The sequence below is a fragment of the Bacillus cereus group sp. MYBK5-2 genome (genome assembly GCF_051915685.1).
GTDB classification, from domain to species: domain Bacteria; phylum Bacillota; class Bacilli; order Bacillales; family Bacillaceae_G; genus Bacillus_A; species Bacillus_A cereus.
In genome coordinates this window covers 101,142-123,930 of the sequence record NZ_JBQAFE010000010.1, presented here as the reverse complement: position 1 = coordinate 123,930, position 22,789 = coordinate 101,142, and the positions used below count along the sequence as shown (strand labels likewise).

The window sequence follows — 22,789 nt, the reverse complement described above, 5'->3', positions numbered from 1 at the left end:
ATTGTATTTTTTTGAACGGTCGTGCTAAAATATAAACATGAACACAAAAAATAAAACGAACAATCAAAAAGAAAAGTCATTTATCGAAAAAGCCCGGAGGGCTCAAATTATGGAATGTGCAATTGAAACACTTGCTGAAGTAGGTTATGTAAAAGCCTCTTTAGGACAAATCGCTAAACGTGCAAAAATAAGTAAGGGGGTTATTTCTTATTACTTTACAAACAAAGAGGAACTTTTAGAGCAAGTTATAATCGATTATTATATAGCCTGTCAGTCCTTTAGTTGTCCGCAAATTGAAGCTCAAACGACCCCAGAAGGAATGCTCCAAACGTACATTGAATCGAATCTGAAATTTATAGATAAACATCGAAAGCATGTATTTGCTGTTATAGAAATTGTTTCAAATGAAAGAACAGATGAAGGAAAACTTCGGTTTGCAGCAGACCATGATGAAACTATTTTTCTTCCCATTAAAAATATTCTACGTTTAGGGATGCAAGAGGGGGTGTTTCGAGAATTTTCCGAAACGGCCTTAAGGGTGATGGCGTTAACAATCAGGCATGCCATAGACGGATTTAGCCTCGAGCTAATGAGGAACCCCGATCTAAACGTTAAAGATTACACAAAAGAACTTATTACAATCTTTGAGCGGACAACTCAAAAGTAACATATCACCCTGATGAGGGGGGAAGATCATGATATTTTATGAGGTTATTTGTTTTTGCTGTAAAAGTGTATTTCGAGTAAATGAAGGAACTGAAAAATATAAGCAGTTCAAGGAAAATCCAAAAGGGAAATATTGCTGTGACGAATGCAGTCATAAAATAAGACTTGAAGCAATTAAAAATTTTTTTAGATAGGGGTACTATCTACTTTTTATTTTTGCTAGTTTATAATGTCTAAAATAATTCATCTTAAAATGATTAAATTTTTTTATAAATATTGTTTATATATTCATAAAGGAAAACTCCATTTTAATCAATCTTTTGACAAAATGGAGTTTTTTATTTGTTGTTAAATAAGGATCGAAGGATATTTTTTAATCAATCTTTATTTTAAAGCTATACCGAATCCTTAAGTTGATGGATGTGTGGCGGTACCCCATCACCATCAAGCTAAGAAAATAGAACTACCCCCAGAACAAGATTTTGTGCTAATTTGTAATAAAAAAGTTCGTTTTTTCGTTTTGGGAATACCTTAAAATTTTAAGTTGATGGGCATGGGATCCAGCCCACGTTTTAACGAAAATATACGCTAAGCGAATCCCAACATAAAGCGAGCCGAATTTTCTACTCTTAAGAAAAATTTTGGTTCGTTTTATGGTTTCATGACAAGTTGTTTACTGAACAATAAAGTTCTTTATTGGAACAGGCTACTTTCTTCAACAATCGGGCCAGATTGTTGAAGAAGAAATATAATAAAAATGCTTTTGATTGTTTTATTAAACGAATTAAACCGCAAAAAACAAGAAGAATTCCCCCCTTTTTACTAGTACACTAAATACTATAAAAGGGGGGAGATCATGAACAATAAAGCCATTGGATTATTTCAAGGAATTGCGTTATACATTTCAGCTATTCTAGGATCAGGTGTCCTTTTTTTATCGGGGGTAACGGCCTCAATAGCGGGCCCTGCATCTATTGTATCCTGGTTTATCGTTATTATAATTAGTTTTCCGCTTGCTTATTCCTTTGCTAGTTTGGCACGGATATATCCTGATTCCGGTGGAGCAGCAACCTTTGTTAGAAATTCTTTTGGATATCATCTTGGCAATATCGTTGGGTGGTTTTACTTTGTAACAGCAGCAGTTGGTCAAACGATTGTATCTTTAACTGGTGCTTTTTACGTCAGTCAGGCATTTGGATTTTCGCATTTTGAAACAATTGTAATTGCCGTCTTTATTTTGGTAATTGCAGGTGTTTCCAATTATTACGGCGTAAATGTTAGTGGTAAAGTTGCATTGATTTTAAGTTCTTTATTACTGATTCTTTTAGCGTCAGCTATATTTGTGGCGTTTCCAAGAATACAATGGGGAAATTTTAATCCCTTTGTTCCAAATGGATGGTTTTCTGTCGGGAACGCTATAACGGTTATCTTTTGGTCATTTTTCGGTTGGGAGGCGATTTGTAATCTGGCTGAGCACTTTAAAAGGCCAGAAAAAGATATTGTCAAAGGAGCAGTTATTAGTGCAGTTGTCATTGGATTATTATTTTTAGCGCTAAGCCTTGTCACTATTGGAACGGCCACGTATGGCAGTCAAGAAAGCAACCTGTCTCCTATTGGTGTTATAATGGGAGATACAGTAGGTGGAGGTGCCAAAGTCGTTACAGCTGTTTTAGCTTTAATTATTTGTACAGGGACAGCGAATGCTTTTGTAGCCAGCCTAACGCAATTAGGATATTCATTAAGCAGAGATGGTGCTTTTCCAAAATTTTTCTCAAGGTTGCATGCAACTACTCAAATTCCAAGACAGATGGTATTGTTTGTTATCTGTTTTTCGGTAGCAGGTGTATTAGTGACAGAAGCTTTGTCACTAACGTTTGATGATATTTTGTTTATACCGACTTCTCTTGGGATTCTAGTTTATGTTCTTTCAATGGCAGCAGGCGTTAAATTATTTAGGAAGAACACACCAGCATGGTGGGCATCGTTAATCTCTTTCATTTTATGTTTGCTGGTGATTCCATTTTTTCAATTATATATATTTGTCCCGTTAATTGTCGTGGCTATATATGCGATTTATATGATTTTGAGTAATAAGATTTTCGCCTACAAGGGGGGATTAAAATCTAATGAAGGATCAAAATAACCTTTCCAGAGATACCATGTGGAAAGCAACAGTATCATGTGATTCAGCGTATGACGGGATATTCTTTTACGCAGTCAAAACAACTGGGATTTTTTGCCGGCCTTCTTGCAAGTCTAAGGTTCCTAATTTTGAAAATGTATCCTTTTTTTCAAATGCGCACGAAGCTCAAAGGGCAGGCTATCGCCCATGCAAAAGATGCCGACCAGATCTAAATATAAAAATATACGACCCGTTCGAATGCGTTTTGGAAGATACTATGCGATTGATAAAAAATAATTATGTTCAAAACATGTCTTTAAATGAAATTGCATCAAGGGTAGGAGTTAGTCGTTTTCATTTAAATCGGATTTTCAAAGAAAGAACAGGGTATACTCCTCGAATATATTTAGAAAGGATCAGAGTTAAGAAAGCAAAGGAACTTCTCTTGACAACGGTCTTTAATAGTACAGAGATTGGTTATCAAACAGGCTATCAAAGTGTATCTAGCTTTTATAATGCATTTAAAAGAAATACAGGATTTTCACCGAGTCAATTCCGTGCTTTCCATAGTGGAAATACCGAAAACCAAGAACTTGACTGAATTCACGTTCTTTAACAAAAGATAGCATGAATTAACAAGAGTGCTTTGTACTCATCGTATTTTTCGATAAATCATTACTGATTGATTAAAAGTAAACAACTTTGTATTGAACAATAATAAGCCATTTTTTCTCTGTTATAGAATTGTAAGCTTTTTAATTCAATCCTCAACAAACAGGCAAGATTATTGAACAAGTTTTATGAACTTTAGTGGTAGCATCATTAGTGAAATACTTTATAACAACTAATTAAGGAAGGATAGAATATGAGAAATAACTTTCAAATCGTTGCGTTGCAAGAGAAGGAGTTTAATAACCTATTTCTAATGAATGAAGAAGTATTAAAAAGTATCGGGGCAGTCAAAATAATAGCAAATAAAAACCCTGGATATCCTTGCAGGATAAGTTTGAAGGATGCAGAGGTAGGAGAAGAGGTAATTTTACTGAATTACCAATATCATAGTGTTAATTCGCCTTATAAAGCAAGTGGTCCTATATTTATACGAAAGGGAGCAACTACTGCTAAGCTAGATGTAAATGAAATTCCGCATATGTTACATCATAGGTATCTATCTGTACGCGGCTACAATGCTGACTCAATGATTGTAGAAGCAAGGGTTACAGAAGGTGTAAATTTAAGAGAAAATATAGATGAAATTTTTGATAATAAAGAAGTAGAATATATTCACATTCTTAATGCTAAACCAGGATGCTATAACTGCCTTGTTAATAGAGTGTGAAAAAATTAAAAATGCAAACTTCTATTATCCTATAAGGGGTACCACCAATCGCTATCAAGATAATTCAACAAAACCCTCCCTAAAATGAAAAAAATACGCTATTCTTTTTGTAGAATCATAGGAAAGGATGGCGCTTTTGAATGTCTATTTCTGTATCTGATGAATTACAACTATTTGCTCAAGAGATTCAAAGTTTTTTATCTCCAAATATCTTACGGGATCTTGCTAGAGATGTTGGTTTCGTAAAACGAACCAGTAAATACCAAGCAAAAGATTTAGTCGCTTTATGTATATGGATAAGTCAAAATATCGCTACAACTTCTTTAGCGCAGCTATCTAGCTGTTTAGAAGCATCCACAGAAGGACTGTATCAAAGGTTTAATAAATCAGCCGTTCAGTTTTTACAACATATATTGACTAACCTTCTAAATAAAAAATTAACTTCATCTATACCACTTTCTTCTCCATACACCTCTATTTTCAAGCGTATTCGCATTTTAGATTCCACTGCATTTCAGCTTTCAGATATATTTTCAACCATTTATCCTGGGGCTGGAGGGTGTAGCTATACTGCTGGGATGAAAAATCAACTTGAATATGACCTATTAAGCGGCCTAATTCAAAAAATGAAACCCGATAGGGTTTATTTCGCATGCAAACCTTTAAATTCTCTAAGTCTGGCTTTTAGAAAAAAGAAATAATCACTACTATACTTGACATTGTATAATCTTAGCTTGATAGCAATGTGATCACGCCCTTTTTTAGAGTCAAACTATCAGTATATCCAAGATTAGGAGATTACTTGCAAGAGTCTTGGAAGTATTGCAACCGTGCTGTGTTATAATTCTAAAGTACTAACATTTCATGTAGGACTTATAGATGTCGGGTTGTCATATGAAATGTAAAATCAATCCGTTATTTTGAGGTTCAGGCTACCATTATTCAAACTATCATTCACACTAAAAGAAGTACAAGGAGGAAGGTATATCTATTAAAATAGTGAGGTATACCAAATTAGAAATGAATATTAAATTTAATAAAAAAGTAGTAGCATTCACGGCAGGATTAACGGTATTATCTTCACCATTGGTATCGTTTGCAGAGGAACAACAATTAGTAAACAATAAGCAATCTACAAACGTTCAGGAACAAAGTAAAACCACATCAGATGAACAGGCTTTAAAAAGTATTGAAGCTAGTTTTAAAGAGGTAGACGGACGTGGTGGAGGCACTGTCGACAATAAGAAAGTAGATAGTCTTCAACGTTCAGAAGGTATTCATGAAGAAACAGGTACACTAACTGTTCCTAACAATTCAAACAGAACAAAACGTAGTTTGTTTCCCATATCACCTAGCACCTCTAGTACAATAAATGGTGTTCCATTCACTGAATGGATTGTACCAGCAGGTAACGATAATATTCGTCCTCAAAACTATATGAGTCCAAAGTACATTACAATTCATGAGACTGATAATACAAGTGTAGGAGCAGGTGCTAGAAACCACGCCCAATACCTTTATAACCAAGCAGTAGGCAACACAGACCGAGCTGCATCGTGGCATTTTACAGTAGACGATAAAGAGATTTATCAACACCTACCATTAAACGAGAACGGATGGCATGCAGGAGACGGTGATGGTCCAGGTAATAGAGAATCCATTGCAATTGAAATCGCAGTTAATAGTGACGGAAACTACAGTAAAGCAGTAGATAACGCTAAGAAACTTGTAGCTTATTTAATGAAAGAAACTGGTGTACCGTTAAATAACATTGTAAAACACCAAAAATGGAGCGGTAAAATCTGCCCTGCTAACATGATTAATAATGGGCAATGGGATGTATTCGTAAATAGCGTTGAGGGGTATTATAATAATCTTTATCAACCAAAGGATGACATTACAGGAGGGTGGTATGAAGAAGCTATTCGAGAGTTAAATAGAAGAGGTATTATGATAGGGGAAGGAAACGGAGTTTTCGCACCCAATAGAGCGATAACAAGAGCCGAATTTGCTCAATTAATCTCTAACTCTCTAAACCTGCCAGCTGGAGATGCTTCATTTAAAGACCTAAACGATGCAAATTCAACTTTACGGGATGGTATTAAACGTACTGCAAGTGCAGGTATCATTCAAGGTAGAGGAGATGGTTATTTTGACCCAAACACACCTATTACAAGAGAAGAATCAGCAATTATTGTAAACAAGGCTTTACAGTATAAAGGTATATGGGGACCAGTTGTAAACCTACCATTCTCAGATAAAGACCAAATTATATATAAAGAAGACGTACAAAGACTGTATGGCCTAGGTATTGTAAGAGGTAAGGGTGACAATCAATACGACCCTAAAGGAACAACAACTCGTGGTGAAACAGCAACATTCATTCTAAATATGCTACAAGTAATTGAAAATGGTAGTGTAGAAAAGGTAATTGGAACGGCTCAAATTAATGGTATTGGGGTAAATGTTCGAAGCGGATCAGGTACAAACTATTCTATTGTTAGAAAGACAAGTAAAGGCGAAAAAGTTACAGTATATGAAGAAAAGAATGGTTGGCTAAGAATTGGAACAGGTCAGTGGATTTATTATGACTCTAGTTATATCGACTATAGCAGATTATAAAAGACTAAATAGTTAAAAGAACAAGTCATATTTGAATATATAACTTACTCTCAGGTTGTGAAGAAGACTTTCTCCACAACCTGTTTTTGTGTCTGCCCCCTCTTTACCTACCAATATTGATAAAAAGAGGAAAAGGAGAGATTCATTATGATGGGGGCATCGAAAAATCACCGTGATCGGCGTGTATAAAATTTAATTTACCTTATGTTTTTACGTATGACTTAAGCAGGTTCTTTTGAAAATAAGGGAAAGATCATTTAATGTGCTTCCCCGGAATATTGATGCCTCGTTTTCTGAAAAACAAAACATTTAATTATAATAATAATCGGATTGTTTAATACAATGTATTAATCCTAACAGAAGGGAAGATTAGCCATGCAATTAGTTTGTTTTAAAGTAGTAAATGGACAATACTTTTTAGTTGTAGAAGGTATCGAGATTCCTGCGCCAATTCCAGCGTTTGCTGCAGCTTTATTAATTGGTTTAGGAGTAATCCCGCTTTGTTCTTAATTTAAGGAATTCCAAACAGCTCTATCTTTCAATCGATAAATCCTTAAGTATATGAATGCTTGAGGGTTTTTTTATAATAAAAAAAGAAAAGACGCCATAAGGCGTCCCCACAAATAGGTAGATAAGACTTTAGTTTTCCAATCTAAAGAAACTTTGTATCAGCTCTTTGAAAGTATATCATAATATCTGATTGATTTATTATGCATTATTACATACTTCTCTCAAACCCTCTAGTTTCTATTTGATAAAATAGAATCCTAATATTACTAAAAATTAAATAAATATTTCTAAAAACCCTAAATATTTATAAGGGTAATAAAAGTGATACATTTAAGGTGCAAATTATAAAAAATATTAAAGGGGGAATAAAGCAGTATTAAAAAAACTATTATAAGCGGTGGGCATTTATAGAGGTTATATGAACTTGAATTTTGTTAAAAAGATACTCATTTAAATGTACTTTTTCTGACTTGGACTAACGTGATTTTAATAATATGAATGTTGGAGGCAGATCCCCAATAGGGCATAATGAAACAAAATACCAACAGCGCTTTAGGTATTCTATCATGCAATAAAATCTTATTATTTAAATGAATTGTTTTACTGGATTCAAAGGATTGAAAAGCGTATTTAAAATTGTAATACCTTTGCAGAGATAATAAAGGTATTTAATTAAAGCACCTGTTGGTTAAAGTGAGTTTTTCAACAGATTACTATTTTAGGGTGAACTCTGTAATGTAATGATACCGGTGCTATCAGATACTACAATTCTATTGATCACGTTAATTATTTCTCACTTGTAATAGCGGGGGATGTAGTGTTTTGAAATGTATCTGTTTTTGTTTCCCTATATGAACTATTATATCACCGGGCTCTTTATTAAAATAATGAAGAATCATCATTTGTTTATTCTGATTTCTGAAAAAGTTTTAATAGATTCATGTTGAACAAACATACTTTTTAGAAAGAGGGGAGATTATTGATGGATAATCAATTACTATATCAACAGCAAAAAAGAGAAAAGGCACTTGTGATTGGAGCTGGTATTGCAGGATTGCTTACTGCACGCGTGCTTTCCAGTCATTTTGAGAAAGTGATAGTTGTTGAAAAAGATGAGTTACCTCAAAAACCATCTGAACGTCCAGGTACACCCCAAGACTTTCATCCTCATCGTGTATTACCACGCGGAGAAATAATTATGAACCGTTTCTTTCCTGGATATGTTGATGATTTATTAAATCTAGGGGCCCATAATGTTAAGAATGATAAAATGATTCGATTTTCTCCGTATGGGGCACTTGAACTAGTTATAGAACGAAAAGGTGCAGCGAGCAGTCGAGCATTGTTAGAATGGACAATCCGCCAACGTGTGCAAGAAATTCCTAATGTACATTTTTATTCAAAGCAAGCGGTGACAGGCCTTTTAGCTTCGTCGGATCACAAGCGTGTTATTGGAATTCATATTCAAGAACGAGACGAATTAAAAACAAAACGAACTGTGTTAACCGATTTGGTAGTCGACACATGTGGTCGTCAATCTAAACTCAATAAATGGCTTACATCTATGGGGTATGATGTTCCAGAGCCAGAACATTTAAAGGTGAATTTTGGATATAGCACGAGATATTATAAAGTACCTTCACATATCAAAGAGAAATTGAGTGCAATTTCTGAAGGCGATCCTGCTAAAAACGTTGGTGCTGTAGGGTTATTATATATTGAAGATAACATAGCTCAAGCGCTACTATTTGTTGCTGGAGGTACGCACTATCCACCAACCAATTCAAAAGAATATGAAAAAGAACTGGATTCTTTAGTTACCCCTATGATGAGAGAGTTAATTAAAAAGTTAGAACCAATTAGTGTCCCAAGAGGATTTAGAGCGCAGGAGTCAATTCGTCAACATTTTGAACAAATGGAAAATTGGCCATCTGGATTATTAGTGTTAGGTGATGCTTTTTGTAACTTTGATCCCATTTATGGACAGGGGATGACCGTAGCTGCCATTGAAGCTGAAATGTTAGATACTTGTTTAAAAGAACACTCTACTCATAAACCTGGATTCGAACGCAAGGTGCTGCAACGTATGCAAAAAGCTATTGAGCCGGCATGGTGGCTGAGTTCAATTGCGGATTTACGTTGGAAAGGTGTTGAACATGTAGGAGCCGTTCCACTAAAAGGTGTGAAATTTACACAGAAATATTTTGATTTATATCTTAAACAAGCTGTAAAGCAAGCAAATGAAGGTAATTCATCCATGCTCCAAAAATATATAATGATGAATGGGCTAGTTCATTCGCCTCATGAAATCATTAACTTAGATATGTTAATGATGTTAATCAATGGAGATGAGTCTTCAGAAGAGAATGAACTTTTGAACGAACTTGGAGAAGTAGATAAGAAATCACTGCAAGAAAGAATACATGAATTAATCCCTTCCTTTACATTAGCTTTTGAGAATAGCATTCCAGATCTGTTCTCATCCATTTCAATTTCTCATGCCAAATAAGGAAAAGAAACATTGCTCTAATTAGGGCAATGTTTCTTTTATTAGATAAGCAGTATTTAATCAACTACTTTTTCAATTGTTGGCATTATAGCGATTGGTGGTAAAGAGTAAGTCCAAGCAGCAGCGTATACGTTTAATTTTTCACCTAATTTGTAGTTTTCACCATTGGATACAGGTACTCTTAAAATTTTATTTTGGGAAACTAGCTCCCACCAATTATTCTGATAATAAAGTGCTTCTTCTTTCGTAAAAGTATCAGCAACAATTAAGTAATTATCGTCTGCTGAAATAACATAGCCCGTGAAAGGTATTTGTATTCGTACCTGTTCCTCCTTAATTGGAGAAGTGTTATTGGCAGTATCCGCAGAAGCAGGTGTTAAGCCAAAAGTAAATCCGCACCCTAATGTTAATGTTGTAATTACTGTTAATAATTTTTGTTTTTTTGAAAACATAATAGAAAGCCTCCTTAAATTTTATTACCACACCAACACCTTTCTATTCATTTAGATATAATGCCTTTTTATATTCAAATATTTAACAATTTTGTCATAAATAAAACAAAATTGTATGTGATATGTATTTTTTTAGAGTGATTTATGATATAATTAACTAGGTAAAGTATTTTTGTGGTTCATCTTTATATAGTTTTTTACCCTACTTACTCTGTAAAATATTATTGGTGAAGAGAGAATGTTTTCTCTCTTCTTTTTTTATTTGACGTTAATAATATCGATAATAAAGGATGTTTAATATTTTTTAGGCTACTTTGTTGTTGGTAGTGAGTTTTGGTACTTATAATAAAATATGGTTTGATTAAGAGATTTAGTCTTGACGTACAGAATTTGCAAAATGTTGGTGTTCCGTCTTTATTCGCATCAAATATATTCTAATTTTAAATGAATTCAACATAATATTTTGTATCTATAATCCCAAAGGAAACTTTACATGGAAATGAAATTTTTCCTGCAGAAGCAGCCTGCATACAAGAAATTACCCAAGATTCCAATTCTAAAGGCAAGCGGTATACTTGAATATTACCATCACTGTTTTTTACAGTTACAATCGGTGCATTTACTCTGGTTGTTGCAAAATCGTCCGTTGTTATCATTCTTACTGCATTATTAGTGTGAAAACCAGTGTTTATAACTTCATAAATCTGTCCATCTTTCTCTTTAATAACCATAGGTATATTTAAATAGGGATAGTTTTTAATATCATTATGAATAATTGCTCCTACTGCATTCTTTCTTATTTGAACCTCTTGCATTCTTTTATGCTCCTTTATAATGATTTAAACATGTTTACGTAAATTTATTTTATTTTACATCTATATCTAAAGCTATTTTGCTCATTAAAGGGTTAGGGCCAATTCCTATTGTGTATTCGATCCGTGTTTTTGCATATATTTCACGTTTAAATGTCAACGCAAATTCATAGGGATTGTTAGCAAATAAATGAATACTATCCGTAATATCCATGAAAAACTCATCGATAGAATATTGGTGAAAATCTTTAATAGGAACGTACTGTAAAGCTAGTTTAGTTATGTAATTGGAGCATTTAATGTAAGTAGCCATAATGGGATTTACAACTAGAATGTCTTTTCTGCGAGGGATCTCGTATAATCTCGCCATCTTCTTTACTCCCAATTCTTTTAATGGGGGAGTGGCAGCTAATACGATTGAACCGTTTCTATTTACATTACCGACTACTGCCAATTTTGTATACATAGGATCTAACCCCATTTTGATGCAACTTATAGAAGGGTAAAAGCTACGTAAATCAACACATAAGATGATTCTATTCGGTAAGATACAATAGTCATACACTGTTATTCCTCCCTAAATAAAAAGAATGTTTGTTCTTATTGTATACGAACGCGAGTTCTTTTATAAAGAGGTTTTGTTTTAAAATAATTTTTTCAGATATTCTTCTTGTGGGAGCAGCAGTTCTAACAACAATCAGTAATAGGGGGCGTGACACATGTCCATCAAGCTAAAATTTTGAAATACCCACAAAAAGAAAATTTTTATCTCTCTACACCAATTTATGAGAATTCATTTTTTTCGTTTTTAGGATAATGAATTTCTTAACTTGATGGCAATGACCTCACATTAAAGTGGATGGATAATTTCTTTTAATTAGTATATTTAATTTTATAAATATTTGATTGAAGCATAGGTGTATGATAAACGTATGTAATATCCTTCATCCTGTCCATAAATGTGCCCTGGATTTATTAGTATTTCTTTTGCTAAAAACATACTAAATAAGAATCGTAATAAAATTAAAGGTAAAATACATAGAATATTGAAATTTATATATATCAACTTATTTAAAGGTTAATCTAACGTAATGCCATGATACCATGGTTTTACATTAGATATAGATAATTTTGGAAAAGGGGAAGATTCTATGAATGTTCAATTAGAAAATGAACAAATAACAAAATTATTAAACGACTGGTATCAATCCATGTTAAAACACCAATTAGTTAAAGCAAAACAATTAAAAGAGTATATAGACAATGAAATTAACAATGTCAAAGAAAATCAAAACTTAATCTTATATTATTCTTTATTAGATTTTAGATACAAAGCATTAACAGATTGGATAAGTATTAACGAAAGCAGTTTTGATGAAATGGATAATTTCACAACTCCAGCAGATGACTTCCTGGCTTATTATTATCACTTCTTTAAAGCATTTCATTGTACTTTAACATCCAATTACACTGAAGCAAGTGAACACTATGAAAAAGCAAAAGAACTATTAATACACATTCCTGATCCAATAGAACATGCTGAATTTAATTATCGAATGGGATATTTTTATTATCAAATCTATAAACAAGTAATAGCTCTTGATTATATAAAATTAGCTAAAGAAGAATTTTTAAAACATGAAGATTATGAAATAAATGTAGCACTATGTGACAATTTTATAGGTCTGTGTTGTATTGATTTAAAACATTTCGAATTAGCTGAGGAGTCATTTAATAAGGCACTAGACACATTCCAAAAAAATAACCATAAAAATTCTATCCTTATGGTAAGACATAATTTAGCTTGGTTATATTCAAAACAAAATTTATCTAAACTCGCGATTCGTCATGTATCTGAAGTAACAAAGAACAATCCAAACCATTTCAAAGCATTTTTCGTAGAAGCATATGAATACTATAAGATAAATGACCATAATTACAGCGATCAACTAATTCAAAAAGGATTAAAACTTAGTAACGATTTTAACAATCAAGAATTCCAACATCGTTTTAAAATTTTAAAAGCCCTCAACAACAATGTCCCTACATTAACTTTAGAAATATTTGTTTCAGAAGGTATTACTTATTTCAAACAAGAAAAACTATGGGAATGCGTAAAAGAATATGCTGATATCTTAGCTCTAAAGTTTTATGAAGAAAATAACCATAACAAAGCAAGTCAATATTTTTACATGAGCAATACAGCTCAAAAAAATGAATTAGAAAAAGGAGCGTTAAAATAATGAAAAAAATCTATCTAACTATACTTGGAATATCTTTAATTAGTATCCTATCGTTAGGGTTAAACGATTCTTTTAAAAATCAAGCTGTAAATATAGGAGACGGTGGAGGTGCACCAGCAAGACCAGATTATTTATTACAAACACACGCTGACTTATAAGAAAAAAACACCTTCATTCTTGAAGGTGTTTTTTTATAATCTGATTTTTAAATAAATGAAAAACGGAATATATCAAAGTTCTCTAAGTTAACAACACATTCCAATTATTAGAAAAATATTAAAAATTTCCATTTTTTGTTCTATTATGGAGGTGAGGAGAAATTATACTTATAAGGGAGCTGTATTAGTTTGAAAAAAATTTTAGGATTAGTTTTTGTCGTAGTTATATTAGCTTTTGGAGTTTTTCAACCATACTCACTAAATTTAGAAAAAGTTTTTGCACAAGATAATACTAGTAACAATATTAATAATAATACCAAAGAAAAAAAGAACGATTGTGTACCTTGTAAAAAACCAGAAAATCTTTCGAAAAATGAAACAAATAAATTTGCTGACGAACAAATTTTGGACAAAGTAAAAAAACAATTAACTGATCTTAAACAAAACAAATTAAGTATTTACTCCACAGCAGATTTTGAATGGAAAGAAGCTGTTAAGGTCGATTATAAAGAGAATAAAACATCGGCGATCATAATTCCTTCAAAAGAAAACCCTAAATCTAATGATACAAAACAATATCTAACTGTAGGATTTAACGAATCTGAAAGTAAGTTTGCAGACCCTACATTTTTAGAGTTGAAAACACCAAATAATGGTGATACGATTCTTTTAACAGTAAAAACATTAGATGGTGAAAATGTAGGGACTTTAGACCTAAATTCAAAAGATGGAAAACTTAATCAGATGAAATTATTCACTGATGGAAAAAGTGAATCAATCTTAAAAGAAAACAATGCAAAAGCAGGTTACTGGGAAGATGTTCAACGTTGTATTAAAAACAACTGGAAAACTATGCCTCAATGGGCTAAATGGGCTTGCGAAGGTGCATGTGGAGGATGTTTATTTGCTAGTCCATATGCATGTGGTGGTTGTCTTGGATGTCTAGCTGGTTACGCAATTGGTTGCGCTGCTAGTCAAATATAAAAAGAAGGGTGTGATTCCTCAAATGGAAATGTCTAAAGGAATACTGTTTTATAGACTAACATTGATTATTGCTTGTTTCGCAGTAGTTGCCTTCACATATCCATCTGAATTCTCTAAATTCGCATTAATCGCAGGTATTGTTGGTATTTTTATTACACTAGATAAAATAATAGCAAAAGATAACAAAAAAAGAGTTTATCTCCTCGTATCATTACTCTTTATAATCGGATTTGCTATAACCTTCTACTACACATTCTTATAAAAATACTTCACAATAGGCGATACTTCAAAAAAAAGAATCCTGGTCTTTAAAGGATTCTTTTTTTTTGCCCTCCTTCTCTTTTCCACCTTAACAAACCAGATTAGCTAGCCAAAACAGGATATGCGAAGGGTAGGGGGCAAAGCTGGGGCGTGGAAAGCCTTTTGACTATGTGTAATTATTTCACTGCCTCTTTTAATTCTTTTCCAGCTTTAAAAGCAGGTGCTTTTGAAGCCGCGATTTGCATTTCTTCACCTGTTTGTGGGTTACGTCCTGTACGTGCAGATCTTTCACGTACTTCAAATGTACCAAAACCAAGAATCTGTACTTTCTCTCCATTTGCTAACGCATTTGTTATTGTATCTAATAAAGCTTGTGTTGCTGCTGCTGCATCTTTTTGTGTAAGTTCAGCTTTTTCTGCTACTACTTTTGTTAATTCTGTTTTATTCATTTTCTGCACCTCTTCATATGTAATTAGGTGACTATTATAACGTGTGTGTATTCGTGACGCAATTATACTGTACTTAGAAAAAGCCACAGCAAGAGCAAGAGGACAATGTCTGTGTAAAAGGCATAAGAAGAATATTAATTATCGCTTTAAACTCTGTTCATATTTCTTTACATCTTCCATGGTTTTAAATATTAACACATCAAAAACTCCTTTTTCATTCCCACATACGACAACAAAACCATCTGTTGCTTCCAGAACTCTACCGACGCCACCATCTGTAAGTGAAATATTGGTGAGATGTTTTACGTTCAGTTTTTCTTCTTTTTGAATGTAAGTAGTTATGGGTGTTCCTACAGGAAATGCGTCTGTGATCTCTTTTGTTGTATATGTGCCATCATCTATTGATTGAGTTTTAGCTATAATAGAATCAGTTTGATTGGCACATCCTGTTGAACATATTAAAAGAATGCCAGTAATAATACTTACACAAGCTGTTTTTACCATTCACAAAATCCTCCTATAACTGTTCGTATTTTCAACCCATTTAGGGTAACAAATTATATATACGAAGTTTGTTGTTTTATGTGAGTCGTAAATTAACAAAGATACAGGTATTTTGCCAGAATATGTTTCAAACAAAAGAAAAGACACCCAAAGGTGCCTTCCTGCGACTGGAACCATCGTAATATGGTATTGGGTGCCAACCTGATTATTTTTTAACACATTAAGTAATTTTGGTTGTTGAGAAATATAATTCAAATCTATATTTTGTTTATTTTTGCTTCGTTAGCTTTTTTGTAGTGAATTCTTCAATCTGTTCAGATTTAATTTTAATTTCAGGGGTTATTGCTATCTTGCTACCTGGGGGCACACAATAACAGTATTTGTTGTACCAGAACAAAAAAAGTGATTAAATGTAAAAAAAGTTAAAATTCGAAACGTATGTTATTATTATATTAAGAATTATAAATTAAAGGTGGCATCTGGAAGGGAATAGTTAAAAATGAAAACAATAAAGGAGAAGTTATCTTTTAGCATTAATATTATAGGCTGTATCCTTTGCATTATAATGCTTATTATAAGTCTTGGTAATTCTAGAACATGGGTGCACCCTTTTTTATTTCTTGTCTGCGGACTAATTTTCTTCATTAATATAGTAAATACCCGTAAGGGAAAAGGGCGTAATTCAAATTAAAATAAAATTGTATCCGTATAACCCAAAAACGCTATTCTTTTTGTAGAAATATACAGAGAGGATGGCATTTTTTATGAATTTTTTGTTCCAAGATAAACTTCAATGATTTGCTAAGGGATTATATCAATATTTTCCTCCTTCACTTTTAGAACAGCTTGCTAGAGGGGGAGATTTTATTTAAAGAAAGGGAGATTTTGCGATGTTACCTGATTATATAAAGATAGCTTATGAGATAGCCAAAAAAGCACATGCTGGACAAGTAGATAAAGCAGGTATGGATTATATCAAACACCCTGAGGCAGTTGCTAGCTTTGTAAATACGACCGAAGAGAAGGCTACTGCTTATTTGCATGATGTTCTGGAAGATACTGAGATATCAGCTGCTGATTTATTAAATGCTGGTATACCTCATAACGTAGTTGAGGCAGTGCAGGTACTGACAAAAGAGAAATACACACCTTATTTTGAGTATCTGAGCAGAGTGAAAGAAAATTCTCTTGCCCGTACAGTTAAACTTGCAGACTTAAAACATAATTCTGATCACTCAAGACTTGCTAGGATAACAGAGAGAGACCTAAAACGATTGGAGAAGTACCGCAAAGCGATTAAGTTTTTAGGGGAATAAAAGAAACAGCAACTTCTTTAGTTGCAATTTCCTAGAATATTAGTTGTTTGAAGAGACAACTTCTTACGAATATTCAATGTTCCTCATATGGTATTTTTAATAAAATGTAAAAAATAGTACACAATATGTTAAAGATTATATGCAAAATGTTAAAAATAGGATAAAATGTTTATGGGAGGTGGAGGTAGTTGTTAAACAACCGGATAGTTGTTTGTCGTGCCGAAAAAGGTTGGACACAGCAAGATTTAGGAGAGAGAGTAGGTGCTAGTAGACAGACTATCGCTTCTATGGAAAGGAATAAATATAATCCCTCTTTAATTCTTGCATTTAAAATAGCCCAAGCTTTTGGAAAACCATTAGAGGAAGTTTTTGAATTTAAGGAGGAATAAACAAATGGAATTTATAAAGTATGCTGTAATTATTATTATAGTTTTATCATGCTTAAGTGAATTATATATGTTTAAATTTCAAAAAAGCCCAGAGGCAAGAGATGAGAGAGGTTTAGAAATTCAGTATAAAACTACTAATTTTTTATATAATACTCTTTATCTGGGAATAGTTATATTATTCCTCCTTAACATACTTCAATATATTACAGCAGAACAATTTGTGAATATTCTCTTATATTTCTTTATTTCTTTAGGAATAATAAAAGTTGCTTATTCATATTGGAGAAGGAGCTATTAAATATAAAGAGAAATACTAAAAATAAGTGGTCATATTTTTAATATACTTGTTCTTGAATTAATAATAGATTAATTTCTGCGGAGGTATTAGTACTTAATATTAAGAGAAATTAGCCGCAGCTTACTAAATATAATTATAGATACACTTATGTACTTATAGAATAAATGCAGAGCCTTTATAAGCATGGAAAAATTGCAGTTTCAATTGAAACTGCAATTTTTAATTCATCCTTGCCATTATAGGGGAGGGGATTTGAAGTTTGCTAAGATAAAGTCATTTTAGTAAATTTGCTTCATTTTAAAATAAGTTTGAATGAAGGAGACAATTTGCTAAATACACTATGTTGTTCATTTCCTTCTTGGTTCATACCTGCTTGATAAGAAGAAAATCCTTTATACATTTTTCTTTTCCATTGCCATAAGCCATTAGTTTGATCGAATTCACCATAGTAATGATTGTAATCGAGTTTGTTTCCAGTGTTTTTATTAAAATTATTGCTAATAAAAATACGGCTATTACTTGCATAGATTTGGTTATTGGTAATTACATTGTTTCGGGTATCGTAATTTAATTCGATTTGGCCACTCTCTTGATCTTTTGTATCATTTTTATAAATTACATTGTTCGTAATTGTGTTGTTTTCAGCATATCCTTGCTGACTGTCATACCCACCAATTGCAATACCACTCATAATATTATTTGATATTGTATTGTCTCTAACAGTAATTTGGCTTGCGCTTTTTCCAGCATGTTCGCTAGCTACTTCAATACCGAGATCATTTTCATAGCTTTGATTTTGCTCAATGACAATTTCCTTCCCACCATCCACGTAAATACCATCAGCTGAATATTCATTATAACTAGTATTATTGATGGATGAATTGTGATGGACAATGTTATTACGAACAACTCCATTTCGTGCCTGATCTAAAGAAGCTACTGGTGATACGCCTTCATGTCCAATCAGGACAATTCCGATGTTGTTGTTATCATGTACTTTATTATTGGTAACTTCAAAGAAATCTACATTCCCATTCACAGCAATTGCTTCACTCAGTCCTAACTTCAAATTTGCTACTTCGTTATTATCGATGACAATATGATTTAAATTATTTTGAGCACTAGATGAAGTACCGTATACAGCAATACCGTGTGCATTTCCATCCTTAACATTTGCTTCAATGTGGTGAATATAATTATTTCTAATATCAATGTAACTTCCTGTTCCAGTGATATAAATACCAATAGGGGTTTCGTTAACTTTCGTTGACTTTAAGTTACGAAATTCTAATCCTTTTACTTGAATGTAGTTTTTGTCTTCTATTGTAAATAACCCATCATCTTCTAACTTGACTTTAGAACCATCAAGAATGACTTTTTCATCTTGGTAATTTTGAAAAGTAATGGGTGCGCCTGAGGCACCAGAATGAGCGACACGAACTTTTTGGTTATAAACTCCGCCTCTTATGTAGATTGTACTTCCTTCTTTAGCAACGTTAGCAGCTTTTTGAATGGTAGCGAAAGGTTGATCTAATGTGCCGGGATTGAGGTCATTTCCTGTTGGAGATACATAGTAATTTGTAACAGAAATTACATTGTCATTGGATTGTGCAAAGGTAGAGGCAGGGAGTGTGAAAATTAACATACTGAAAGAAAGGATAAAGATAAAAAGCAATTTTTTTAATGAGGGAAATAAGGTTTGATATTTCATCATGATCCTCCTTCTTTATTAAGCATTCCTTCTCAACTATATAATTCAAACTGACGATTTATATCTTGTACTAATGAAAAAAGACCCAGTAATGTATTCTGGATTAAGAAACACCAACTCCTATGGTCTACGTCTTCTATCTGAAACTAAATTTTTAATAATTCATGGTTTTTCGTATAAAATCAAATCATATATATGTGTACTTGAAGAAATACGGATATTAAAATCGGTAGACGAGGGAATGAGGGATACTGATACTAATTTTAAGGGAAGTTATTCAAAATATATTTTCTATTGAATTAAATCTTCCCTGTGTATCACGTTAACTGTTGTACTAATTGGATTGGTAAGATTAACAGATAATTATTTAAAGTGGGGGTAGTTCAATAAATCTGAAATTAACATTGTTTAATATAAGTGTTCAAAAAAGTTTATCAAGTTTTAATATTCTAAAAACCATTTATATAAACAAGTATGTTGTGGTAACATTTAACAAAAGGGGGTAGCGTATATGAATGTTGAAATTATTTCTAAAGAAGAAATCACAAAATTATTAAACGACTGGTATCAAGCTATAATTTCACAACGTGTATTACAGTCTAATAAAATAAAAGAAGAGATTGCAGATAAAATCAATAATATTAAGGAAGACCAAACAATATTAGTCTACTATGCTTTATTGAATGCACGGTATAATCTGCTAATTCGTGATATGGATAGTTCAAAAGATATTTTGGATAAAATTGAGCCATTACAAGAGCCTACAGAAACATTTTTAGAGTACTATCATCATTTATTTAAAGCAATTTATGCTACTAATACAGCAAACCATAGTGAAGCAAGAATGCAATTTGAAGAAGCTGAAAAGTATTTAGAGTACATGCATGATGAAATCGAAAAAGCTGAATTTAATTATTGGCTTGCAGTTCATTACTATCACATATTGAAACCAATCCTAGCAGTTCAATTTGCTACGAAGGCAAATGAAGTATTTTCAATTAGTCCAGGGTATGAATTAAAAACTGCTGCTTGTTTGAATACTTTAGGGATGGCACACACTCGCTTAAGTGATTTCGAAAGTGCAGAAGAATATTTACTTTCAGCATTGGGTACTTTCCAAAAATCTCATGACGAAAGTCTTACTAAACGTGTAAAGCACAATTTAGGACTTTTATATGCAAGTCAAAACATGTCAGAGTTAGCAATTAAGCATTTAGAGGAATCACTAGAAAACAACGCTAAAACGATGTTTCTTTTAGCAAGAGAACATTTTAAGTTAGGTCACAATCATAATGCTAATGAATATATTGAGAATGGCTATAAGGTTAGTGACTTATGTTATCGTCATCATTTTCAAATTTTAAAAGCATTACATAACTATGCGCCACAAGAAGAATTAGAAAAGGTGGTCATGGAAGGTATTTTGTATTTTGAAAGAGAAGAATTATATGATTGGGTAAAAGAATATGCTTATCTTTTAGGTAATATATTCTATGGTTCAGAAAATCACGAAAAAGCCAGCAAGTATTTACACATCGCTTTAGATGCAGACAAAAAGAGTATAGAAAGAAGGGCGCTAAAATGAAAAAAGCAATCTTATTAATGATGATGTTATCCGCTGTTTTTACTTTTGGTCTTACTAATGTAAAAGACGTATCACAAAATGAAACTATTGAAGTGTTTATGGATCATGGAGAGCATATTTAATTATCTAAAAAAAGAGGGAGCTGCGAGCACCTTCTTTTTTAATTATGACCATATTAATTTAGAAATAACATAAGTAGCAGTAGGAATGAAAAATATAAGAGATAATGTTCCATATTAGATGTCATAAAAAAACGCCTCCTATGTCGTTATTGAAAACAAGACAAAAGATCTATAACTACCCGTTGTAGCTGACCTCCACCCTGTCAAGGTGGAGGCCTTTTAGCTAATTTAGTCTTCCTTTTGTATTAAAAACTTCCAAAACTTCTTTAATTCCTCCTGCTTTTGAGGAGAGGCACTTTTAATAGCTTTAAACCACTGTTCTAATTCTGTATCAGTTACCTCAATATTATCTCTTGTAATGAATCCTATTTCTTCTAATAAGGATTTTGTGCTTATATTCATGGCATTTGATATCTTTTCTATTACTAAAAGTGTGGGTTCTACAGGTTTTCCAGTTCTTGAATCTACACCTTTTTCAAGTTTGTCTATATAAGTATGACTAACATCACATTTTTGAGCAAACTCGCGTAAGGATAGTTTATTTGTTAAACGATAATTTTTTATAATTTCACCAAGAGTTTTCTTCATATGTAATCCTCCTATTACAATTGTAAACAATAATTTACAAAAAGAAACTAAAATAGAGAAAAAACATGTAAAACATTGTTGACGATTAAGTAAACTATGGTTTACAATTGTTTTGTAATCATATGAATACATAAGCGGAGGGGAGTAGAGCAGTGAATAAGATAGCTGAATTACGAAAAGAAAAACTAATATCACAAGAAAAATTAGCGGAACAAGTTGGTTTATCGCGCACTTATATTTCTGAGATAGAGAATAATAAAAAACAACCAAACGTTAAGTTAGCTATAAAAATAGCAAAGGTTTTGGGAAAAAGCGTTGAATCTATTTTTGGGTCCAATTGTAAACTATAGTTTACAATTGGAGTGAGTGAGAATTCAATTACTGTACATAGTAGCTACATCATAATCTAAACAATTTAATTATCGGTAAAAAATACGGAGAAGGAAGTGGTTAAATATGAACATGAAAACATTTGAAATGCGTGAAAAACGTTTAGCAGAATTACTAGGTGCAAAAGTACTATGGGAATTTATCAGTGCCGTCACAGAGGAAATTGAAAAGCAGGAATTAGGGTCTACACCAGGTTTGTTAGAAGATCTATTCATACATGTGAAAGAAACCATTCAAATTCAAAATATGAATCAACGCATAACAAAAGCCCCTGTAAAAACAGAGGCTGAAGGTATAAATAAAGATACATTATTTATGGAAGCATATGTAGAGTTAATCAATCATAAGTTTGTTATTTCTGAATTAGCTGTAGAGCTTTCATCTGTTCTAAAAGAATTAAATTGTTTTGTTCAATCATCTTTGCCACAGCTTCAAAGTGAGCTTGATTCTCAAGAACCTCAATCTGCTTCTCTTTAGGGAGTGATTGAAGTATTTCTTTTATTTCTTTACACTCGTATATGTTATTCTCCGAGTCTTCGATTAATTTATTGCGACGATTGGTGTATTCAAGTGCACCTAAAGTCGCTAATGCGCGAGGATCTAAACCTAGAATTTCCATGTATTCCTCTCCTTTCCTCTACAATAATTCGATAGGGGGAAGGAGATTCCTTTAATAATTTGGTAGAGTTTTTATAGTTATATAACATATTTTTTATTAGTGAGAATTTTATTTTGCAGGAATACTCTAGAATTAGACTT

Annotated in this window: 25 protein-coding genes and 2 pseudogenes; 20 read left to right on the top strand and 7 right to left on the bottom strand. The window is 32.5% G+C overall.

The features are described 5' to 3' along the window. Window positions 1-37 precede the first annotated feature (37 nt). From ACTFP3_RS25395 to ACTFP3_RS25355, 9 genes and pseudogenes are all read left to right on the top strand, one after another. Window positions 38-667, top strand: a complete 630-nt coding sequence (locus tag ACTFP3_RS25395) for a TetR/AcrR family transcriptional regulator (protein WP_073540908.1) — start codon at window positions 38-40, stop codon at window positions 665-667. 28 nt (window positions 668-695) lie between these two features. Next, window positions 696-860, top strand: coding sequence for a DUF2197 domain-containing protein (locus ACTFP3_RS25390; RefSeq protein ID WP_069355893.1), 165 nt, complete (start codon window positions 696-698; stop codon window positions 858-860). A 662-nt stretch (window positions 861-1,522) separates the two neighbouring features. Then, window positions 1,523-2,809: an APC family permease gene (locus ACTFP3_RS25385; protein ID WP_149214839.1), complete on the top strand. Its 1,287-nt coding sequence runs from the start codon at window positions 1,523-1,525 to the stop codon at window positions 2,807-2,809. Further along, a complete protein-coding gene (locus tag ACTFP3_RS25380) occupies window positions 2,793-3,389 on the top strand; it encodes a bifunctional transcriptional activator/DNA repair enzyme AdaA (RefSeq protein WP_440011588.1) in 597 nt (198 codons plus the stop codon). The genes ACTFP3_RS25385 and ACTFP3_RS25380 overlap by 17 nt, the downstream gene beginning before the upstream one ends. Before the next feature lie 264 nt (window positions 3,390-3,653). After that, the gene (locus ACTFP3_RS25375) at window positions 3,654-4,127 is read left to right on the top strand and encodes a DUF1203 domain-containing protein (RefSeq protein WP_001245414.1); all 474 of its coding nucleotides are present in this window, start codon (window positions 3,654-3,656) and stop codon (window positions 4,125-4,127) included. A 140-nt stretch (window positions 4,128-4,267) separates the two neighbouring features. Then, window positions 4,268-4,741 (top strand): annotated as a pseudogene (locus ACTFP3_RS25370) (IS4 family transposase); the annotation flags it as partial. A 406-nt stretch (window positions 4,742-5,147) separates the two neighbouring features. Continuing rightward, the gene (locus tag ACTFP3_RS25365) at window positions 5,148-6,749 is read left to right on the top strand and encodes an S-layer homology domain-containing protein (RefSeq protein WP_440011587.1); all 1,602 of its coding nucleotides are present in this window, start codon (window positions 5,148-5,150) and stop codon (window positions 6,747-6,749) included. Window positions 6,750-7,124: 375 nt separating this feature from the next. Continuing rightward, window positions 7,125-7,259, top strand: coding sequence for a hypothetical protein (locus ACTFP3_RS25360; RefSeq protein ID WP_001177696.1), 135 nt, complete (start codon window positions 7,125-7,127; stop codon window positions 7,257-7,259). 982 nt (window positions 7,260-8,241) lie between these two features. Continuing rightward, window positions 8,242-9,768, top strand: coding sequence for an NAD(P)/FAD-dependent oxidoreductase (locus ACTFP3_RS25355; RefSeq protein ID WP_440011585.1), 1,527 nt, complete (start codon window positions 8,242-8,244; stop codon window positions 9,766-9,768). Between the two features lie 56 nt (window positions 9,769-9,824). Here the strand turns inward: ACTFP3_RS25355 and ACTFP3_RS25350 are convergent, their stop codons facing one another. The 3 genes and pseudogenes from ACTFP3_RS25350 to ACTFP3_RS25340 form a co-directional block, all read right to left on the bottom strand. Continuing rightward, a complete protein-coding gene (locus ACTFP3_RS25350; protein ID WP_000491765.1) occupies window positions 9,825-10,220 on the bottom strand; it encodes a DUF3221 domain-containing protein in 396 nt (131 codons plus the stop codon). Window positions 10,221-10,660: 440 nt separating this feature from the next. After that, window positions 10,661-11,035 (bottom strand): hypothetical protein, encoded by a 375-nt coding sequence (locus ACTFP3_RS25345; RefSeq protein WP_001158652.1) that lies wholly within the window; start codon window positions 11,033-11,035, stop codon window positions 10,661-10,663. A gap of 52 nt (window positions 11,036-11,087) precedes the next feature. Then, window positions 11,088-11,597 (bottom strand): annotated as a pseudogene (locus ACTFP3_RS25340) (Y-family DNA polymerase); the annotation flags it as partial. 586 nt (window positions 11,598-12,183) lie between these two features. Between ACTFP3_RS25340 and ACTFP3_RS25335 the strand changes: the two are divergent. The 4 genes from ACTFP3_RS25335 to ACTFP3_RS25320 all read left to right on the top strand — a co-directional run bounded on the left by ACTFP3_RS25335 (window position 12,184) and on the right by ACTFP3_RS25320 (window position 14,679). Beyond that, a complete protein-coding gene (locus tag ACTFP3_RS25335; RefSeq protein ID WP_149214845.1) occupies window positions 12,184-13,275 on the top strand; it encodes a hypothetical protein in 1,092 nt (363 codons plus the stop codon). Further along, window positions 13,275-13,433 (top strand): Phr family secreted Rap phosphatase inhibitor, encoded by a 159-nt coding sequence (locus tag ACTFP3_RS25330; RefSeq protein WP_000725639.1) that lies wholly within the window; start codon window positions 13,275-13,277, stop codon window positions 13,431-13,433. The genes ACTFP3_RS25335 and ACTFP3_RS25330 overlap by 1 nt, the downstream gene beginning before the upstream one ends. Window positions 13,434-13,622: 189 nt before the next feature. Then, on the top strand, window positions 13,623-14,417 hold the full coding sequence (locus tag ACTFP3_RS25325) for a hypothetical protein (protein ID WP_149214846.1): 795 nt from the start codon (window positions 13,623-13,625) through the stop codon (window positions 14,415-14,417). A gap of 22 nt (window positions 14,418-14,439) precedes the next feature. Beyond that, entirely contained in the window at window positions 14,440-14,679 is a 240-nt protein-coding gene (locus ACTFP3_RS25320; protein ID WP_002182105.1) for a hypothetical protein, read from the top strand. Between the two features lie 175 nt (window positions 14,680-14,854). Here ACTFP3_RS25320 and ACTFP3_RS25315 read toward each other — a convergent pair whose 3' ends face one another. Then, entirely contained in the window at window positions 14,855-15,127 is a 273-nt protein-coding gene (locus tag ACTFP3_RS25315; RefSeq protein WP_001043941.1) for an HU family DNA-binding protein, read from the bottom strand. 138 nt (window positions 15,128-15,265) lie between these two features. Continuing rightward, window positions 15,266-15,631, bottom strand: coding sequence for a hypothetical protein (locus ACTFP3_RS25310; protein ID WP_214632099.1), 366 nt, complete (start codon window positions 15,629-15,631; stop codon window positions 15,266-15,268). Between the two features lie 890 nt (window positions 15,632-16,521). On the opposite strand from ACTFP3_RS25310, the gene ACTFP3_RS25305 reads away from it, so the two are divergent. The 3 genes from ACTFP3_RS25305 (at window position 16,522) to ACTFP3_RS25295 (ending at window position 17,634) form a co-directional block, all read left to right on the top strand. Further along, window positions 16,522-16,947 (top strand): HD domain-containing protein, encoded by a 426-nt coding sequence (locus tag ACTFP3_RS25305; protein ID WP_440011581.1) that lies wholly within the window; start codon window positions 16,522-16,524, stop codon window positions 16,945-16,947. Between the two features lie 188 nt (window positions 16,948-17,135). Next, window positions 17,136-17,336 (top strand): helix-turn-helix transcriptional regulator, encoded by a 201-nt coding sequence (locus ACTFP3_RS25300; RefSeq protein WP_000933886.1) that lies wholly within the window; start codon window positions 17,136-17,138, stop codon window positions 17,334-17,336. 4 nt (window positions 17,337-17,340) lie between these two features. Then, a complete protein-coding gene (locus ACTFP3_RS25295) occupies window positions 17,341-17,634 on the top strand; it encodes a hypothetical protein (RefSeq protein WP_440011579.1) in 294 nt (97 codons plus the stop codon). A 292-nt stretch (window positions 17,635-17,926) separates the two neighbouring features. Here ACTFP3_RS25295 and ACTFP3_RS25290 read toward each other — a convergent pair whose 3' ends face one another. Next, window positions 17,927-19,345, bottom strand: a complete 1,419-nt coding sequence (locus ACTFP3_RS25290; RefSeq protein WP_440011578.1) for a right-handed parallel beta-helix repeat-containing protein — start codon at window positions 19,343-19,345, stop codon at window positions 17,927-17,929. 511 nt (window positions 19,346-19,856) lie between these two features. On the opposite strand from ACTFP3_RS25290, the gene ACTFP3_RS25285 reads away from it, so the two are divergent. Both ACTFP3_RS25285 and ACTFP3_RS25280 read left to right on the top strand, forming a co-directional pair. Further along, window positions 19,857-20,930: a Rap family tetratricopeptide repeat protein gene (locus ACTFP3_RS25285; protein ID WP_440011577.1), complete on the top strand. Its 1,074-nt coding sequence runs from the start codon at window positions 19,857-19,859 to the stop codon at window positions 20,928-20,930. Further along, entirely contained in the window at window positions 20,927-21,052 is a 126-nt protein-coding gene (locus ACTFP3_RS25280) for a hypothetical protein (RefSeq protein WP_000709205.1), read from the top strand. Before ACTFP3_RS25285 ends, ACTFP3_RS25280 begins: the two co-directional genes overlap by 4 nt. A 228-nt stretch (window positions 21,053-21,280) precedes the next feature. On the opposite strand, the gene ACTFP3_RS25275 is transcribed toward ACTFP3_RS25280, so the two are convergent. After that, window positions 21,281-21,640, bottom strand: coding sequence for a helix-turn-helix domain-containing protein (locus ACTFP3_RS25275; RefSeq protein WP_087965343.1), 360 nt, complete (start codon window positions 21,638-21,640; stop codon window positions 21,281-21,283). A 152-nt stretch (window positions 21,641-21,792) separates the two neighbouring features. Between ACTFP3_RS25275 and ACTFP3_RS25270 the strand changes: the two genes are divergently transcribed. Both ACTFP3_RS25270 and ACTFP3_RS25265 read left to right on the top strand, forming a co-directional pair. Next, window positions 21,793-21,990 carry a helix-turn-helix transcriptional regulator gene (locus ACTFP3_RS25270; RefSeq protein WP_087965341.1) on the top strand — a complete coding sequence of 66 codons (198 nt, stop codon included), beginning with the start codon at window positions 21,793-21,795 and terminating at the stop codon, window positions 21,988-21,990. A gap of 106 nt (window positions 21,991-22,096) precedes the next feature. Beyond that, on the top strand, window positions 22,097-22,507 hold the full coding sequence (locus ACTFP3_RS25265; protein WP_440011574.1) for a hypothetical protein: 411 nt from the start codon (window positions 22,097-22,099) through the stop codon (window positions 22,505-22,507). The last annotated feature ends 282 nt before the right edge of the window (window positions 22,508-22,789 follow it).